Genomic DNA, 19026 nt, shown 5'->3' on the forward strand with positions numbered 1-19026 from the left:
TTGGGAGGTTCCCTTCCTGGCCGCTGCGTGGCCTGAACTGAGGACTGCCAGGTGTCCGGTTGGAACGGCGTCGAATCGCGATCAGCGCTAGAAGGCCTGGATACGAGGTGTGACACAAGTCACTAATACATCAGTGGAACAGCAATTCTACATGTCACAGAACGTGCCGAATATTACTAAATTCATGCCGCAAGGGGGCAAGCTGTGCAATTATTTCGGTGCGGCCCGGTTTTGAATGACAACTATCGAGACAGGGTGTATTAATTTTTCGGGTGTAGCTGTCGTAAGTAGTAGGGCGAGCATGGCATCAAGGGCCGGCGCTAGCCTTCGTGGCCTATCCCGAACCTTCCGTGAGCAACCAGAATAACCGTAGGAATACAGGGGAAAGAGGCGCGTTGCCTCTGAAGTGTGGCGTTTTTTGCGAAAATAATGCATATTTTAAAAAATGTTACAGTCCTTGGGTTCCTTTTCGAACCGCAACGCCAGGGGCTTATGGATAGGGGGCTTCGTGCGTGAGAGTTACCTGCTCGCACTGTGCCTGACGCTTGCGGGCGCACTTGTAGCGATATGCTGGGTCTTCGTGCGCAGGGAGCGCCTGCTGCGTCAGCGGCTGACGCGCGATGAACTGACCGGTGTCCTGAATCATCAGGAATTGCACCGGCGCGCCCGCGCTTGGCTCAACAATGCCGAGGGCCGCTCGCGCCGCGGCGCATTCTTCCTGGTGAGCTTCGAACAGTACGCCGAGATCAGCGCCATGTTGCGCGCGGGCGAAGATCAGGCCCTGTTGGTGCAGGTGGCCAACCGCCTGGGCCTGATCTGCCGATCCATGGGCGGCATGGTGGCGCGCTCCGGGACGGATGCGTTCACCGTATGCGCACCCGACGTGGATGAAACGGGCGCGGCCCAGGTGTCGGCCAAGCTGCTGGAAGCCCTGAGCGCGCCTTATGAATTGGGCGGGCGTCCGCTGATGGCCATGTTCCGTGTCGGCACGGCCCTGTATCCCGAGCATGGCCGTAGCGTGGAAGAGTTGCAGCGCTGCGTGCAAGTTGCCTTGCTCCCGCTGAAGGAGCGCGGCGGGCCGGGCTGGAACCTGTTCGATTTCCGCATGCTGGCGCGCCAGCGTGACCAGCAGGGGCTGGAAAACGACCTCCGGCTGGCGCTGACCACACCCGCCATGGAGCAGTTCGAACTGTATTACCAACCGGTCTGTGACAGCGGTACCGGCATGGTGCAGGGATGCGAGGCGCTGCTGCGCTGGCATCACCCCGTGCTCGGCAGCGTGTCGCCTGCCGTCACCATCGAACTGGCCGAACGCAGTGGCCTGATCGTGCCGCTGGGGGCCTGGATACTGGAACGGGCATGTACGCAGGCGGCGCTATGGCCGGCGACCTGGCGCGTGCATGTGAACCTGTCGGTCAAGCAGATGAACGAGGACGGTCTGGTCGAACTCGTGTCGGATGCGCTCGCTGCCGCCAATCTGGCGCCGCGCAAACTGGTGCTGGAAATCACGGAATCACTGTTCATCCTGCACTACGAACGTCATGTGAAAATCCTGAACACGCTGCGGGCGATGGGCATAGGCGTGGCGTTGGACGATTTCGGCTGCGGTTATTCCAGCCTGAACCACCTGCGTTGCCTGCCCATCGATTGGGTCAAAATCGACCGCAGCTTCATTTCCGCGCTCGAATCCGATGCCGGCAGCCGCGAAGTGGTCTCGGCGCTGTTCGGCCTGTGCCAGGCGATGCATCTGCCCGTGGTGGCGGAAGGCGTTGAAACCGAGGGCCAACGCGAGATCCTGAAGTCCCTGGGATGCCGGGTGATGCAAGGTTTCCTGTTGGGACGTCCCGCGCCGGCCTCCGAAATCCAGGCTTTGGCCTCGGCGGTGTCATAATCGGGGTTGCTTGCAAACCCGACCTCTCGACTCCCTATGCCCGGCAACACCCTAGGTACCCTCTTTACCGTCACCAATTTCGGCGAATCCCACGGGCCGGCCATCGGTTGCGTCGTGGATGGCTGTCCTCCGGGACTGTCGCTGGACGCTGCCGACATCCAGCTCGAACTGGACCGCCGCCGTCCTGGCACGTCCCGCCACGTGACGCAGCGCCAGGAAGCCGATCAGGTGGAAATCCTGTCTGGCGTATACGAGGGAGTGACGACGGGCACGCCTATCGGCCTGCTCATCCGCAACACCGATGCGCGCAGCAAGGATTACTCGAACATCGCCGATACCTTCCGTCCGGGCCATGCCGACTACGCCTACTGGCGCAAGTTCGGGGTGCGCGACCCGCGCGGAGGCGGCCGCTCGTCGGCGCGCCTGACGGCGCCGACGGTAGCGGCGGGCGCCATCGCCAAGAAGTGGCTGGCAGAGCAGTACGGTGTCAAGGTGCGCGGCTACATGAGTCAGCTTGGCCCCATCGCGATTCCCTTCGTTTCCTGGGACGAGGTCCCCAATAATCCGTTCTACGCGCCCAACGCCGAGGTCGTGCCGGAACTGGAAGCCTACATGGACCAATTGCGCCGCGACGGCGACTCCGTGGGCGCCCGGATCGAAGTCGTGGCCGAGAACCTTCCCGCGGGCTGGGGGGAACCGATCTATGACCGCCTGGACGCCGACATCGCCCACGTGATGATGGGTTTGAATGCCGTGAAGGGCGTGTCGATCGGCGCGGGCTTCGACAGCATCGCGCAGCGAGGCTCGGAACACGGCGACGAAATTACGCCGGACGGCTTTTTGACCAATAACGCCGGCGGGGTGCTGGGCGGCATTTCCACCGGTCAGCCAGTCACCGTGTCGCTGGCCATCAAGCCGACCTCCAGCATCCGGGTCGAACGCCGCTCCGTGAACCGCGCCAACGAACCGGTCATGGTGCAGACCCTCGGACGCCACGATCCTTGTGTCGGCATCCGCGCCACACCCATCGCCGAAGCAATGCTGGCGCTGGTCCTGATCGACCATGCCTTGCGCCACCGCGGTCAGTGCGGCGATCCGGTAGTCTGATACGCTGTCGTTCTTCGAATCGGCTGGGAGGCCTGCCATGAACCGGAAACGTCATCTGCTGCGCAATGCGGGCGCTGCGCTCGCGCTGGCGGCCCTGGCGGGCTGCACCGGCATGAACACCACGCAGTCGGGCGCCATCGGCGTCAACCGGACCCAATACATGTCCAGCATGGTGCCTTCGCAAGCGCTGGAGCAGGAAGCCACTCAGCAGTACGCGGACATACTCAAACAGGCGCAGGCCAAGGGCCTGCTGGACCGTGACGCCCAACAGGTTGCGCGGGTCCGCACCATTTCGCAGCGGTTGATCGCGCAGGCGGGAATCTTCCGGCCTGACGCCGCCAGCTGGAAATGGGAAGTGCATGTGCTGTCCAGCAACGAGATCAACGCCTGGTGCATGCCGGGCGGCAAGATCGCCGTCTACACGGGGCTGCTCGGCAAGATCAAACCTACGGACGATGAGTTGGCGGCGGTGCTGGGCCACGAGATTTCGCACGCCTTGCGCGAGCATGCGCGCGAGCGCGTATCCCAGCAGATGGCGACCAACCTGGGGCTGTCGGTGTTGGCTATCGCCACCGGGTCTTCCGCGGCGTCCGACCTGGGCGGGCAGTTCACCAGCGTCATGTTCACGCTGCCCAATAGCCGCACGCATGAAACCGAAGCTGACCGCATGGGCGTGGAGTTGGCAGCCAGGGCGGGCTACGACCCGCGCGCCGCCGTGACGCTGTGGCAGAAGATGGGCGCCGCCGATCAGGGCAGCGCCCCGCCGGAAATCCTGTCGACTCACCCGTCGGCCGCATCGCGCATCAGCGATCTGCAGGCCGCCGCGCAGCAGGTGCTGCCGCTTTACGAACAATCGAAAGGCAAAGCCTCCCGCTAAGGCCGCTGCGGCGGCCGCCGTGGCTTTTTGACCAGGGCCTTGGCTGTGGCCGCCTCAGGCTGCAGCCGTTTTGACACCGGGGCCGCGCATGATACCTATGCCCAGCCTGGCCAGAATGCGCTGCGTTTCGGCGTCCGGCACATCCTCGGCATAGACCGCGATCTTCAGGTTGCGTGCGGTTTCCAGCACCGAAGCCGTCAACTGCTGGCTGCCGGGGCTTTGAGACATGCCGCCGACGAAGCCCCCGCCCAGTTTCACGTACGACAAGGGCAGGGTGTGCAGTTGCGCCACCGCGCCGAACTGCTGCGCCAGGCGGCGCACACCGATATGCGCGCCGAACTCCGAGGCGACGCGGGCCAGCGTCGCGATCTGCTCGTGGCATTCCACCAGGCCATGGGCGTCGATTTCCAGGTACAGGCGGCGCGCCAGCGGCCGGTGTTCGGTCAGCAGCAGGGCCAACTGGCGGAAGAACTTCTGGCCTCGCAATGAGGGCAGCGCCACTCGCACGGCGAGTTCGCCGGTGTTGGCAGCCAGCCAATCCAGCCCCAGGCTGACGGCCTCCAGGTCGCAATCGGCCACCAGGTCCAGGCGCACCGCCGGCGGGATGAACAGTGTGGCGGGAATCGGCACCTGATCGGCGGCAGTGCGCATCATCAGCATCGCTTCGGTGCGGACGATGCTGCCATCGGTGGCTTGGAGGTTTTCCGTGGACAGCTCGAAACGGTGCTCTTCCAGCGCGGATTGGATTGCGTCCTTCCAGGCGCGTTCACCCGATTCCGAAGGCGATTGCATGTCGGTCGCGCCCGCGATCACGACCTGGTCGTTGCCAGCGCTTTCCGCCCGCATCAAGCCGAAGTCCAGGCGCGCGAGCACCGGGCCGGCCTGGCTGCCGTGGCCATAGTCGGTCATGGCCTGCGCCCAGCGGCACAAATGCCCTTCACCCACGGGGATACGCGAAGCGTGCAGGTCGGCGCGTACCTGCTCTGCCACCATCATGGCCTGGGGAGCCGCGCAGCCGGGCAGCAGCAAAGCGAAATCCGAGCCATTCAGGCGGGCCAGCAGGGGCGAGGCCACATGCATGCTCTTGAGGGTGCCGCGGATGCGCTCGCAGGCCGCGCGCAACCACTGGTCGATGAACTCACGCGGCATATGGCGGTTCAGGTCCGCCAGGTCGCGCTGGCGGAACACCAGCACGTGGCCGCCGTCGATGCTGCGTCCCGTCGCGATGGCATGGGTTTCCAGCGCACGGCGGAACTCGTTGACGAAGTACTTGCGGTTAGGCAACCCGGTGACCGGATCCTGGTTCAGTTCCAGCTCCAGCGATTCGATCTTGGCGTTCTGCTCTTCGACGCTGGCATGGATGCGTTCGCGGGTTTGATTCAGGGCCTGCACCACCCCGGACAGTTCAGGCACGCGCGCCTCTACCTGCTCGGTCGGCGATTCCTGGCCGATGCTGCGCACGTGGTCGCTGATTTCGCGCAGCAGGCGATTCTTGATCCAGCCTACCAGCATGAAGGCAAACACGGCCCACAGGATGCCGGCGCCCACCACCAAGGCGATCATCTTGAGACTGCTGCGCCACAGGGCTTCCCAGGCATAGGCGTCGTTCGCGATCAGCGTGACTTCGCCAATCTGACGCCAGCCGTCGCTGACGGCATGGCTGGCCGATTGCGCCGTCAGCGGAGCCAGCGCCTGGAACCAGGCGGGAACCGACGCCGCGGTGGCCGTGGATTTCCGTTCGATCAGGACCTTGCCTTCCGGATCGGCCAGGCGTACCAGCGAGAAGTGTCCGCCGTCGTACAGCGCCGATACCAGCAGCTCTTGCACGACCGGATCATTGTTCGCGGGCTGCGAGAGCGACAACGCCAGCGATACCGCGGCATCGGTGCTCTGCACCTGCAGTTGGCCTGACAGGTATTCCCTGGCGGAGTTCACGCTGAGCGCCAGCGTGCCCAGCAGGATGACGCCGATGGCAAGGGTAACGCTGAGCAATAGCTGTCGAAGTATGGACATAGTCTTATTTCCGGACATCAGGGGCGCACGCCTTCCCGTTCCATGCGTTGAAGTAGATCACGCCAGCGGCTGAGACGGTCAACCGGCGCGGCGGGTTTGCCGTCCACATAGACGCCGTCGGCATTGAAACTGAATACCGGCGTCAGGTCGCGACGCTGCGTGGCGGGCAAAATGGTCGAGATCAGGTTGTCCAGCACCAGCGGCACGGCGTTGGGAGTTTCGTAATAGCCCAGCACCATGTGGGCGATCTGGGTGCTGCTGGCCGCGCCGCCGATCCGTGCGCGGACGTAGATGAAGCGCAGCTTGTTCGCCGGCACGCCCAGCGCCAGCAGCGTGAAGTACTTGCCGATGACGTAGTCTTCACAGTCGCCAGCGCCTCTACCCAGCGATTCTAACGGCGTGGCCCAATAATCGGCCTGCTTCCATATGGTGATGTCCTCGCCGGACATCAGGGAGCGGTTCCAGAAGTCATTGGCCTGCGTCAGCGCACCTCTTTCCGGGGCAGGGGCGGGGCTGCGCATCAATTGCAGCCATTCCGACACTGCCTTGGAGCCTTTCGCGCCATAGCGGCTGGCCGACAGGCTTTGCAGCCGGTCGGCATTGACTTCCAGGGCGGAACTTCCGCCCCAGCCGCAAGCCAGGCATAGCAAAGCCAATCGGCACAGATTCAGCGTGCGGCGGAAACGGCGGGACGATGGCATGAAACGGATTTTCACATTTTTCCGGGCATCTTAGACGTGCCCAGGGAAAAAATGCGTCATGCAGGTCGGGGAGGGCCGCTGCGGGCCGTCCCCTGGGGCTATTGCCTAACCGTGGTCAACGATCAGCTTACCCTTCTGCAGCAGGTCGTTGATGATGGCCTGATTGTTCATGAACTGGCCGTAGGCGTCGTGGGTGAAGTCTACGTCTGTCACCACGATCTTCTGATCCGCACCCTGGTCGCCCAGCTTGCCCTGGGTATTGATGTCGATGACCGTGTTGATGCCTTCCTTGTGGAAGTTCAGGTAGTTGCTCAGGTTGCCATCATTCTCGCCGACCAGCAGTCCCTGCAGATCCAGGATGTCGCCGCCATCGGCCGGCTTCAGGGTCGAGAAGTCTACGATCCAATCCACGGCCGGGGTGTCTATGGTGCCTTGGTCGTTGAGTACCCACTTGAACGTGTCACTTTCATAGCTGTCGGGCACGGAGTCGCCGGCCAGGATGTCACTGCCCATGCCGCCGATCAGGATATCGTTGCCAGCTCCACCTTCCAGGCGGTCGTACTCCGTGCCGCCCGACAGTATGTCGTTGCCATCGCCAGCTTCCAGCTGGTCCCCGCCACCTTGGCCGTAGAGAATATCGTCGCCTCGACCGCCACGCAGCCAGTCGTGGCCGCCGCGCGTGTCACCATGCATGTCGAGTGTTTCGTGATTCTCTGAGATGAACTTGTGCAGGTCGGCGTCGGTGGGCTGCGAGCCGTTCTTCAGGAGCAGGAACTGCTTGAGTGCAAACAGGCCGGATCCGTCGAGCAAATTGGCGGGCTTGGCGGGGTTGTCATCGATACCCCAGGGCAATCGATCCGTGTTGATCGTATCTCCGAACAGGATATCCGAGCCGTCATTGCCGATGAGCGTGTCGTTGTCCGGCCGAGCTAGCACATGACTCGGCCAACTTCCGGCTTCAGCTTCCCGGCCATGCGGATCGATCAGCCAGCCAGCAGGATTTGGGGGAGGAGGGGGGAGTCCCAGTACGCCTCCTTGGTCGCCCAACATTACGTCGTTGCCGTGACTGCCCTCTTTCTTAGTGTATTTCTGCCCACTACCGTTGTCGTTGTCGCCGACGATGAAGTCACCCACATTCAGCCTGAACGCGTGCGGATGCGACGTGTCCTGCCCCTCGTTGGCAGTACCGCCCGTGTCCTTGATTCGGAAGTTGAAGGATGAAGCGTCGCCGTCGCCGTAGGTGGCGCCACCAGCATGGAACACCAGCTTGCCGCTGGCCAGATCCTCCGCACTGATCTCTTGCCCTAGTCTGATCGTCTTGCCGTTCAGGAACAGCGTGCCATCCAAGGGTAGCGAGTCGATGATCAACGACTTCATCGAATGGCCTTCCCCAGAATCGGAAAATGGAAAGTCATTCAGACCGAACGTGTAGCGATCGCCAGCCACCACGTTGCCGAAGGCGTCTTGCGATATCGGGGCGTCGTTGACCGACAGAACTCCAATGTCCAAGGTGGACGAGGTCGTGACCGTGTCGTCCGTCACGGTGTACGTGATCTGTGGGACGTTTCCGTTCCAGTTCGCGTCCGGTGTGAACACATAATTGCCATCGGCATCGACGAGGATTGAGCCTACGCCTTCCACGTAGGCAGTGATGCCGGCCGCGTAGGTTGTGCCGTTGAAGGTGAAGGTTGTGACAGTCAGCGCATCGTTGTCGACATCGACCGCTCCGATTAGCACGTTGCCAGATGCCGCATGGTCCTCCAACACCTGGTTGTCGTGTGCCTGGAGGATAGGTGCGTCGTTGGCGCCCGTGATCTCGACTGTCAAGACAGCGGTGCTGGTACCGCCCTCGCCGTCAGAGACGGTGTAAGTGATCGAGCTGTAGGTCTTTTCGCCGGCGCCGAGGCGCTGGAATGCAGGGCCTGGGTCGAAGCGGTAGGAGCCATCGGCGTTCAGCGTGAACGTGCCGCCATGGGACCCCGCGATGGCGGCGCCCACGCTGGCCGCGTTGCCGTTGACTTGCGAGACGGTAAGCGCATCGCCGTCTGGATCCCTGTCGTTTGCCAGCACGCCGTCTTGGGCACTGATGTCGAGGGCAGAGTCCTCGCTGGCTGCGTCCGAATCGCCAGCCGCGATGGGCGCGGGATTGGCGATGGTCCAGTCGAAGTTCTGCGAGCTTGTTGCGCCAGAGGAATCCGTGGCGGTAATAGTGATGTTGTAGATGCCGACGCTGCTGCCTTGCGAGGCCGAGGGATCGATGTCGCCGGTAATGATGCCAGTGTGCGGATCGATGCTCAGGCCGGGTGGCAAGCCGATTGCGGTGTAGGTGAGCTTGTCGCTCGCGTCTGGATCCGAGAAGTGGCCAGAGATGTCATAGCTCACATGGGACTGGGCATCCAGGCTGGAGGTGTCGGAAATGGCGGTGGAGACCGGGCCGTCGTTGGTGCCGGTGATCGTCACGATGGCGGTTGCCGTGGAGGTGGCTCCGCTGGGATCCGTGATGGTGTAAGAAATGGTGCTGATAGCGGTTTCGCCCGCGGCCAGGCGCTCAAATGCGTTTTCCGGCGTGAAGACATAGCTGCCGTCTGGCAGGACAGTGAACGTGCCGCCGTTGCTGCCCGCAACCGTAATGCCGTCCGAGGTCATGGGCCGACTGCCTACTGACGCTATCGTCAGGGGATCGCCGTCCGGGTCTGAGTCGTTCGCGAGCAGGTTGCCGCGCACCTGGCCGTTTTGATCGCCTTGTCCTGCATCGTCCCACGCGGTGGGCGCGCGGTTGATGTCGACGGACGTGGGCGGTTCCTCGTCGCCGGGGACGAGGCCAACGCCGGACATGCGTGGCAAGACTGCGTCATCGCGAGCCGGATTCGAGTAGGCCAGGTCTAGCGGGCTGGTGGTTTCAAGAAGGCGGGCCAGGCGGACAAAGCTGCTGCCGCCACCGCCGCCACCGCCAGCCACGACGGCGGCGGTGGGATCGAGTTCGTCGAACAGGTCGCGGCCGTCGCGCAGAGCGGCCAGCAATCGGTCGGAGTCGGTGCCTGTGGGCGGCGCTACCGCCGCTTCGGACGCGTCATCCAGAGTGCCGGTCATTTCGCTGGTCAGCGCGACTTGGCGGCCCTCGCCGATGATAATGGGTGTGCTGTTTTCAACCTGAAGAGAAACCGTGGCGCCCGAGGCCGTGACGACATCGCTGCCGGCGGGGACCTTGCTGCCCAGGTGCAGTTCAGTCAGGGATCCGTCGCTATGGCGCAGCCACGCGCGACCGGAGATTTCGTTGACGATTGCGGCGGAAGTGTTGGCCATGTCGGTCTCGTTTCAGAGTGTTGTCCAAGATGGCTTGATGCTAGATGGCGTTGCTGCCGCTCGATACTGCCAATACTGATAGTGCTAAGCATTTAGGTAGCGCAATGACGGAAAGTGCCTCATGCCAAGAGGCCATTGCGGATCCCGTCTGGCCTTACTGCTTAGCTGTGATCAACGTTCAACTTTCCCTTCTGCAGCAGGTCGTTGATGATGGCCTGGTTGTTCATGAACTGGCCGTAGGCATCGTGGGTGAGGTCGACGTTTTCTAGCACGATCTTCTGATCCGCGCCCTGGGTGCCAAGCTTGCCCTGGGTATTCACGTCGATGACCGTGTCATAGCCTTCCTTGCGGAAGTCCAGGTACTTGGTCAGTGTGCTGTCGCTTTCGCCGACCAGCAATTCCTGCAGATCCAGGATGTCGCCATCTTCGACAGGTTTCAGGATCGAGAAGTCCTGGACTGTATCCACTGCCGGGGCGGTGATTGTGCCCTGATCGTTGAATTCCCACTTGAACGTGTCGCTGTCGACGCTATACCCGCTGCCGTCCAGTCTATAGAAGTCAAAGCCATCACCGGCCATGATGTCATTGCCCATGCCGCCAATCAGGACATCGCTTCCTCCGTTGCCTTTCAGAATGTCGTCGCCAGTGCCGCCCGACAGGATGTCTTGGCCACGGCCGCCTAAGAGATCGTCGTTGCCGCCTTGGCCGTAGAGGATGTCATCGCCTTCATTGCCAGCAAGGAAGTCCTGTCCACCACGTGTATCGCCGTGCACGTCGAGCATGTCGTGGTTGTCCGAGATGAACCGGTAAAGATTGGCATCCGTAGGTGGCACGCCATTCTTGAGAAGCAAGAATTCCTTGAGCGCCCACAGACCAGACCCATCGAGCAGGCCCTCAGGCCTGGCCGGGTTGCCATCAACGCCCCAGGGCAGGAAGTCCGTGTTGATGGCATCGCCGAAAAGAATGTCTGAACCGCCGTTGCCGAAGAGCGCGTCTTTGCTCAGCGGAGCCAGCGCATGGTCCAAGCCGCTCCTTGGGTGGGCCTCCCACTCGGAAGGGTCCGGCAAACCCAATCCGCTGAGAGAGAGTGGTAAGGGAGGATGAATCATCCCCAGTACGCCGCCTTTGTCGCCCAGTATTACGTCTTTACCGCTGCCGCCCATCCAATAGTAGAGGTTGTTATCCGGAGTGTTGTTGTCGCCGAAGTGGTTGTTGCCGACGATAAGCTCGCCAGTACTCAGCTTGAACGTCTGCTGATATGAGGTGTCCTGGCCGCCGTTGGCGGTGCCACCGGTATCCTTGACACGGAATTCGAAGGACGAACCGTCGCTGCGGCGGAAGTCTGCGCCGTCGGGTTGAAACGTCAGTTTGCCGTTGGCCAGGTCTTCCAGGCTGATTTCACGTCCTGGCGCGATCGCTTCGCCGTTCAGGAGCAGCGTGCCGAATAAGGGGAGAGAATCTATGATCACCGACTTTAGCGAATGGCCCTCCTGCGGATCGGAGAACGGGAAGTCATTCAGGCCAAATACGTAGAGGTGGCCAGCTACCAGATTGTCGGGCTTGTCCTGCGACAGCGGCGCATCGTTGACGGACAGGACGCCAATGTCCAGGGTGGATGACGTCGTGACAGAGCCATCCGCCACGGTATAGGTGACCTGCGGCACTGCGCCGTTCCAATCCGCGTCCGGCGTGAATGCATAGCTGCCGTCGGCATTGATGAGGATCGAGCCCACGCCCGCAATGTATGCCGTGTTGCCCGCGAGGTACTTCGCGCCGTCGACGGCGTACGTGACAACGCTCAGCGCATCGTTGTCGGCATCGGCCGCGCCGCTGAGCACGTTGCCAGAGGCTGAGTGGTCTTCCAAAACCTGGTCGGCATGGGGCAGGATTACCGGCGTCTGGTTGGTACCGGTAATTTCGACCGTGAGGGTCGCCGTGCTTGTACCTCCTTCGCCGTCGGAGACGGTGTAAGTGATTGAGCTGTAGATTTTTTCGCCGGCGCCGAGGTGTTGAAAGGCGGAGCCCGGGTCGAAACTGTAGGAGCCGTCGGCGTTCAGCGTGAACGTGCCGCCATGGGAGCCTGCGATGGCGGCGCCTACGTTGGCCGCGTTACCGTTGACTTGAGAGACGGTAAGCTCGTCGCCGTCAGAATCCCTGTCGTTCGCCAGCACGTCGTTCTGAGCGCTGACGCCGAGGGTCGAGTCCTCGCTGGCAGCGCCCGAGTCGCCAACCGCGACGGGCGCGGGATTGGCGATGGCCCAGTCGAACTTCTGCGAAGTTGTTGCGCCAGAGGGATCCGTGGCGGTAATGGTGATGTTGTAGACGCCGACACTGCCGCCTTGCGAGGCCGACGGATCGATGTCGCCGGTAATGATGCCGGTGTGCGTATCGATGCTCAGGCCGGGCGGCAAGCCGGTTGCGGTGTAGGTGAGCCGGTCGCTCGCGTCGGGGTCGGAGAAGCGGCCAGAGATGTCATAGCTCACATGGGTCTGGCCATCCAGGCTGGAGGTGTCGGAAATGGCGGTGGAAACCGGGCCGTCATTGGTGCCGGTGATCGTCACAACGGCGGTTGCCGTGGAGGTGGCGCCGCTGGGATCCGTGATGGTGTACGAAATGGTGCTGGTGGCGGTTTCGCCCGCGGCCAGGCGCTCAAACGCGTTTCCCGGCGTGAAGACATAGCTGCCGTCAGGCAGGACAGTGAACGTGCCGCCATTGCTGCCCGCAACCGTAATGCCATCCGAGGTCATGGGTCGGCTGCCTACTGAGGCTATCCTCAGGGGATCGCCGTCCGGGTCTGAGTCGTTCGCGAGCAGGTTGCCGCGCACGTGGCCATTTTGATCGCCTTGTCCTGCATCGTCCCTCGCGGCGGGCGCGCGGTTGACGTCGACGGGCGTGGGCGGTTCCTCGTCGCCGGGGACGGGGCCAATGCCGGACATGCGTGGCAAGACTGCATCATCGCGAGCGGGATTCGAGTAGGCCAGGTCTAGCGGGCTGGTGGATTCAAGAAGGCGGGCCAAGCGCACAAAGCTGCTGCCGCCACCACCGCCACCGCCAGCCACGGCGGCGGCGGCGGGATCGAGTTGGTCGAACAGGTCGCGGCCGTCGCGCAGGGCGGCCAACAATCGGTCGGAGTCGGTGCCTTTGGGCGGCGTGACGGCCGCTTCGGGCGCATCATCCGGCATGCTGGTCATTTCGTTGGTCAGCGCGACCTCGCGGCCCTCGCCGATGATGATCGGCATGCCGTTTTCAACCTGAAGGGAAACCGTGGCGCCCGACGCCGTGACAACGTCGCTGCCCGCAGGGACCTTGCTGCCCAGGCGTAGTTCGATCAGGGATCCGTCGCCATGGCGCAGCCACGCGCGGCCGGAAATTTCGTTGACGATTGCGGGAGACGTATTGGCCATGTCGGTTCCCTTTTCAGGGCGTTATCCAAGGTGGCCAGATACTAGATGGCGTTGCCGGCGTTCGATACTGGCAACATTGATAGCGTCAAGCAGCAATGCAGATGCTTGATGAAGAATGCACCACCGGGAAGGCCGTTGCCGGCCTTCCCGGGCTTGCTGCTTAGCTGTGGTCGACGTTCAGCTTACCCTTCTGCAGCAGGTCGTTGATGATGGCCTGGTTGCTCATGGCCTGACCGTTCGCGTCATGGGTGAGATCGACGTTCTCCAGCACGATCTTCTGATCCGCGCCCTGGGAGCCAAGTTTGCCCTGGGTGTTGATCTCGACGAGCGTGTTGTTGGAGTTGGCCGGATCCTGCTTGAAGTTCAGGTACTGCGACAGGTTGCCGTCCTTCTCGCCCACGAGCAGGTCCTTCAGGTCCAGCACATCCCCGCCGTCGGCGACCGATGCCTTCGAGAAGTCCTTGATCGTGTCGATCGCGGGCTGCGCCGTGGTGCCCTGGTCGCCGAGCTGCCACTTGAACGTGTCGCTGCCGCCGTCACCCCACATGGTGTCGTTGCCCTTGCCGCCGACCAGGATGTCGTTGCCGGCGCCGCCGTGGAGCTCGTCGTTGCCGGTTCCGCCATAGAGCTTGTCGTTGCCGTCATCACCCCACAGGACATCGTTGCCGCCCTGGCCGTAGATGATGTCGTCGCCCTTGCCGCCGTGCAATTCGTCATTGCCGCCACGCGTGTCGCCAGCCGCATCGAACTGACCCGGATTCTGCTTGATGAACTCGTATATCCGTTCGTTCGTCGGGGCGACGCCGTCCACCGCCTTGAGGTAGTCCTTCAGCGAGTCGAGACCGCCACCATTGTGGGATCCCGCGGGATTGCCGGCCCACGCCAGGTGGTCGGTGTTGATCGCGTCACCGAAGATGATGTCGTTGCCGTCGCCACCGTAGACGGTGTCGTGGCCGACTTCAGCCGGATTGCTCGTGCTGCTGCCTCCCTTGAGCGCGGCCGCCAGGTCGTTCGCGGTGTTGACGATGTCAATGGAGCCAGTCTTGCCAGAGACGGCTGTCCATTCAATTGGGGTTCCCCAAATGTTCCACTTCGTGGGAAAACTGATCTGGCCGTCGCCAGCGCTGTCTGTATTGTCGAAGAAGCGCAGGATGTTGCTGTCGATGCCAGTCCCGATACCGATGCCGTGGACCTTGCTGGTGCCACTCAGGGCTTTGAAGGCGTCGACGGATTCCTTCATGGTGTTGTAGTCGGTATCGTTACCCGGTCCGTCCACCCCCTTCTTGTCGTTGTAGTAGTACTGTGTCGGGTTTCCGTCGGTCAGGAAGAACGTCAGATTCTCGAACTTCGTACCGCTGGAATTCGCTTTGCCCTGATCGGCGAACCACTTCACGGTCGCGTTGAAGGCGGCTTCGTAGTTGGTCCCCGCAGTGTTACCCGTCGCGATAGTCAGATCGTTGATCGCCTTGATCAACTGGCTCAGATTGTCCTTCGTGAGGTTGTTGATCGTGATCGGATCTTGAGCATGGGTTGCGAAGCCGATCAGCGATACATTGACGACGCCGTCGTGGTGCTCGAGATCGTTGGCGAGCTTGACCAGCGCGTCCTTGACCAGCTGCATGCGGTTGACACCGGAACCGGATTGCGCGGACATGCTGCCCGAACGGTCCACCACCAGCGCGATGTTGTAGTTCGTGCCGGGGTTGACGGTCGTGACGTAGCCGCCCTGGTCCGCCAGGATGATGTCATCGCCCGACCCGCCGTTCAGCGGCGGCTTGCCGCCGCTGCCGCTGTCGTCATTGCTGTTGGTCACCAGGTGATCGGCGGAGATGACGAACTTGTGCTCGGTCGAGGTGTCGTTGCCGCCATTCGCCGTGCCGCCATTGTCCTTCACTTGGAAATTGAAGGAGCTGTCCTGCTTGTCGGCGCCCGGAGTGAACTTCAGCAGGCCTTGTTCGATGGCCGACTTCGGAATCTCCATGCCGGCGGTGACCGGCTTGCCGTTATAGGTCATCGTGCCGCTGGTGGGCGGTTGGGTGATGATGACGCTTTGCAGGCTGTTGCCTTCCGCGCCATCGTCGAAGCGGAAATCGTTCAACGAGAATACGTACTGCTTATCGCCAGCTTCCAGGTTCGCGGAACCATCCTCGGTCGTGGGCGCGTCGTTGACACCATTGATGGTGATGGTGATGGTGCTGGTGGCCGAACCGTCGGCGGACGCGACCGTGTAGGTCTCGACGATGCTTTCGCCCGCCTTGAGGAACTGGATCGCGGCGTTGTTGACGTTGTAGGTGTAGGTGCCATCGGCTTTCATTACGATGACGCCCAGCGCTCCGCCGGCATGCGTGCTGTTGGTGAGCTTGAGGGTGGCGGTGTCGAAGGTCGACTGGCCGGCATCGGGATCCGTGATCGTGACCGCGCCCTTGACGGTGAGATTTCCGCCCGTGACGTTCACATCTTCCGTGACCGACCGGAAGTCGTTGGTCATCACCGGCACGTCATTGGTGCCATTGATCGTGATGGTGATGGTCGTGGTGCTGAAGTCGCCGTCGGAATCACGGATGGTGTACGAGAACACGTCCGAGAGCTTGTCGCCTTGCCCCAGTGCATTGACGCGCGGATCGGTGTTGTTCAGGGTATAGGTATAGGAGCCATCGGCGTGGATGGTGATCTTGCCGTACACGCCATTGACCTCGGCGTTGACGTTACCTTCGATCGCCTTGTTCTGGTTGGCCGAACCCTTGGCCACGCCGACCACGGTGGTCACGTCGGCGCCCACGGCGTCCGCACCGGTGCCGGTGATGACGTTGCCCGTGGCTTCCAAGACCTTGTCTTCCGTCACGCTGGCCGTGTCCGGCTTCGCCTCGGGCGCGCTGTCGGTGATCTGGATGGTCAGCTTGCCGCTGCTGCCGTGGCCGCCAGCATTCTTGGCGGTCACGGTGAAGTCGTCATGCACACTGTCCTTGCCGTTAGAGTGATCCTGGGATTTCCCCTTCTCGGTATAGGTGTAAGTGAGCTTGCCGGTAGCCGGATCGTAGCCGGTGATCTTCAGCGTGCCCTTGCCCGTGGTCAGGCTGACGGGGTTGGCATTCGTCGCCTTGGTGACGTCCACGCCGTTTACGTCGACGCTCACGATGCCCAACGCTGCGGAAATCTGCATCGTTCCCGTAACGGTGTCGCCAGTGGCTTCCGCGACCTTGTTCGTCGCGTTCGTAACGGCGGACTCCGCGGTGGAGGTCACGTTGAAATGCGTGTTCACCTTGTCGCCGTCGCCATCCGTTCCGGTAACGCCAACCGTGAAGTCCATCGGGCCGGCGGGAACGCTTTCCGTATAGGAGCCGGTCGTGAGGAAGGACATCTTGACGCCGCTGCCCGCGGTGACCTCGATGCTATCGAATTGAGAGAACGAGGGGGTGCCCTGGCTCAACATCTCCTTCGTGATGTGGATGGCGCCAGTTGTATTGTTCACGGGTACGGTGATGACCTTGGAAACGCCATCGCTCCATATCGTGACATTGAGCGTGCCGCTTCCCTTGACTTCCGCGACATTCAGCGTGAAATCCGAGAGGGCTTTCTTGAAGTCCATGCGGAAGCTTTCGCCCGAGTCGAAGGAGGTGTTGCCGATCCCGAACGAATTTCCGCTGCCGAACGTGTTGGCGTTGAACGTCTTTCCGCCGCCGGCGCTCAGCGTGGCATAGCCGAGGTCATAGGTGGATTGGGGGTTGTTGCTGATCGAGGAGGCCAAGTCGATCGACGCGGTCGTCCCGGGCCGGGCTTCGTGCTGGGTGACGGTATAGCCGCCCTCCGGATTCAGGGTCACCGTGAAGATCTTGGTCCCGTTGGGCGAGAAGATGTCGACCGAAGACTTGTTGAGCGCGCTGGTCGTCCAGTTCTGCGGCAGCTGACCGACAGACGACACAACCAGCGTGGCGCCCACGGCGTCGGCGCCCGTATGGAACTCCAGAGTACCGGTGGCGCTGGTAGCGGCATTCTCCATCACCGTATTGGTGACGGCGCCGAATTCCGGACTATCATCCTCGATATTGATCGTGATGGTGCCGTTGCTGGTGGCGTGGCCATCGTTGACCTGCACGCCGATGCCAAGCTGGAGCACGTCCTCGATCGAGTTCGTCGGGTGATCCACTTGGCCCGACAGGGTTACGGTGTAGCCGCCCGCGTCGGTCATCGTGACGGTGATGACGGGGTTTCCGTGGAAGTCCTTGCCGACCAGGGTGTGGCCATTGTCCGACAAGGTCCAGACGACAGGTTTCCCTTGCGAGGTCAGGGCGTTGTCCGCCGGCTTGACCAAGGTGACGGTATGGGTGTCCTTCACATCCAGATCGGAGATGGTCAGGTTGCCGGAGTAGGTGACAGCGTTCGTCGTATCCGTGGTGCCATCGCTGTCAGGTATGCCGTGCGGCAGACCTTCTTCGGACAGGTTGATGCTGGCGTTGCTGATCGAGGGCAGATCGTTCGTGCCGGTGATCGTAATCGTCAGCACGGCCTCGCTCTTGTCGCCGTCGGCATCGGTGATGGTGTAGCGGATGGTCTCGGTCAGCAATTCGCCCGCCTGCAGCCCCTGGACAGCTTGCAGGCTGTTGTTGAGCTGATAGGACCAGGTGCCGTCGCCATTGTCTACCAGCGTGCCGTACTTGGCGTCGCCGGTAGTGATGACCGTCGTGACTGCATCGGCGCCGAGCGTGTCGTTGCCCAACAAGTTGCCGGAGATGGGGGCGGTCGTGCCTTCCGTGATGCCCGCCGTGTCGTTCTTGGCCTCAGGAGCGGTGTCGGTGATGAGCACGACCAGGTCGTCGGACTTGACCTGGTTGGCTGCGTCGGTGACGGTAACGGTGAACTTGTCGGTGACGGAGTTGTCGCCGGCGGTGTGATCCTTGGCCGTACCGTCTTGCTGGTAGCTGTAGGTGATCTTGCCGGTGTTGGCGTCGTAGCCGGTCAGCGTGAGCTTGCCTTCGGTGCCGGTGATGACGCGCGGGGTGGTGCCCAGCGCTTGCAGCTCGGCCACGGTGAGGGTGACGTTGCCGATCTTGACGGTGGCCAGGCCTTCCGGCGCGGTGACGGTCAGTTCGCCGGTGACCGGCTTGGTGGCGTTCTCGGCGATGCTGATGTTGCCAGCGTCTGCGCCGTTGGCGTCGGGGACAGTCACGCCCGGCACGCCATCGGTGTGGCCGTTGATGGTGACCGTGATGGTGGTGGTGCTGACGTCGCCGTCGGCGTCCTTGATCGTGTAGGTGAAGGTGTCCTTGAGCTGTTGGCCATCGAGCAGCGCGTTCACGCGCGGGTCGTTGTTGTTCAGCTCATAGGTGTAGGAGCCGTCGGCCTTGAGGACGATCTTGCCGTACTCGCCGTTGACTGCGGTGTTGACGTTGCCGTTGACGTTCTGGCCGGCGGCGACCGTGCCCTTGGCCACGCCCACGACGTTGGTGGCGTCCGCGCCGAGGGTGTCGGCGCCGGTGCCGCTGATGACGTTGCCGGTGGCGGTCAGCGCGGTGTCTTCGGTGACGGTGGCGGTGTCGGGCTTGGCTTCCGGAGCGGTATCGGTGATGAGCACCACCAGGTCGTCGGACTTGACCTGGTTGGCCGTGTCGGTGACGGTGACGGTGAACTTGTCGGTGACGGAGTTGTCGCCGGCGGTGTGATCCTTGGCCGTACCGTCCTGCTGGTAGGTGTAGGTGATCTTGCCGGTGGCGGCGTCGTAGCCGGTCAGCGTGA

Annotated in this window: 8 protein-coding genes; 3 read left to right on the forward strand and 5 right to left on the reverse strand. The window is 62.4% G+C overall.

Annotated features, from left to right (window positions below; translation table 11 throughout):
• Positions 1-508: 508 nt before the first annotated feature.
• Genes AC6LKD_RS08585 through AC6LKD_RS08595 form a run of 3 tightly spaced genes read left to right on the forward strand, consistent with a single transcriptional unit; the run spans position 509 to position 3875 of the window.
• Positions 509-1891, forward strand: coding sequence for a putative bifunctional diguanylate cyclase/phosphodiesterase (locus AC6LKD_RS08585; protein WP_013392870.1), 1383 nt, complete (start codon positions 509-511; stop codon positions 1889-1891).
• A gap of 36 nt (positions 1892-1927) precedes the next feature.
• Positions 1928-2998, forward strand: a complete 1071-nt coding sequence (aroC, locus tag AC6LKD_RS08590) for a chorismate synthase (RefSeq protein ID WP_498115899.1) — start codon at positions 1928-1930, stop codon at positions 2996-2998.
• A gap of 37 nt (positions 2999-3035) precedes the next feature.
• The gene (locus tag AC6LKD_RS08595) at positions 3036-3875 is read left to right on the forward strand and encodes a M48 family metallopeptidase (protein WP_013392872.1); all 840 of its coding nucleotides are present in this window, start codon (positions 3036-3038) and stop codon (positions 3873-3875) included.
• Between the two features lie 54 nt (positions 3876-3929).
• On the opposite strand, the gene AC6LKD_RS08600 is transcribed toward AC6LKD_RS08595, so the two are convergent.
• The 5 genes from AC6LKD_RS08600 to AC6LKD_RS08620 form a co-directional block, all read right to left on the reverse strand.
• Positions 3930-5888: a bifunctional diguanylate cyclase/phosphodiesterase gene (locus AC6LKD_RS08600; protein WP_013392873.1), complete on the reverse strand. Its 1959-nt coding sequence runs from the start codon at positions 5886-5888 to the stop codon at positions 3930-3932.
• 17 nt (positions 5889-5905) lie between these two features.
• Positions 5906-6589: a transglutaminase-like cysteine peptidase gene (locus AC6LKD_RS08605; RefSeq protein ID WP_498115900.1), complete on the reverse strand. Its 684-nt coding sequence runs from the start codon at positions 6587-6589 to the stop codon at positions 5906-5908.
• Between the two features lie 105 nt (positions 6590-6694).
• Positions 6695-9892, reverse strand: a complete 3198-nt coding sequence (locus tag AC6LKD_RS08610) for a retention module-containing protein (protein ID WP_498115901.1) — start codon at positions 9890-9892, stop codon at positions 6695-6697.
• Positions 9893-10053: 161 nt separating this feature from the next.
• Complete coding sequence (locus AC6LKD_RS08615; RefSeq protein WP_498115902.1) at positions 10054-13296, reverse strand: retention module-containing protein; 3243 nt, start codon at positions 13294-13296, stop codon at positions 10054-10056.
• Between the two features lie 160 nt (positions 13297-13456).
• The coding region (locus AC6LKD_RS08620) for a VCBS domain-containing protein (RefSeq protein WP_498115903.1) at positions 13457-19026 on the reverse strand (5570 nt) is incomplete at its 5' end.

Source organism: Achromobacter sp. D7-1 (genome assembly GCF_059760445.1).

Bases quoted from the DNA above. Each gene is read 5' to 3' on its own strand.
- AC6LKD_RS08615 (WP_498115902.1), bottom strand. From the start codon at position 13,296: ATGGCCAATACGTCTCCCGCAATCGTCAACGAAATTTCCGGCCGCGCG.
- AC6LKD_RS08610 (WP_498115901.1), bottom strand. From the start codon at position 9,892: ATGGCCAACACTTCCGCCGCAATCGTCAACGAAATCTCCGGTCGCGCG.
- aroC (WP_498115899.1), top strand. From the start codon at position 1,928: ATGCCCGGCAACACCCTAGGTACCCTCTTTACCGTCACCAATTTCGGC.
- AC6LKD_RS08600 (WP_013392873.1), bottom strand. From the start codon at position 5,888: ATGTCCATACTTCGACAGCTATTGCTCAGCGTTACCCTTGCCATCGGC.
- AC6LKD_RS08595 (WP_013392872.1), top strand. From the start codon at position 3,036: ATGAACCGGAAACGTCATCTGCTGCGCAATGCGGGCGCTGCGCTCGCG.
- AC6LKD_RS08605 (WP_498115900.1), bottom strand. From the start codon at position 6,589: ATGCCATCGTCCCGCCGTTTCCGCCGCACGCTGAATCTGTGCCGATTG.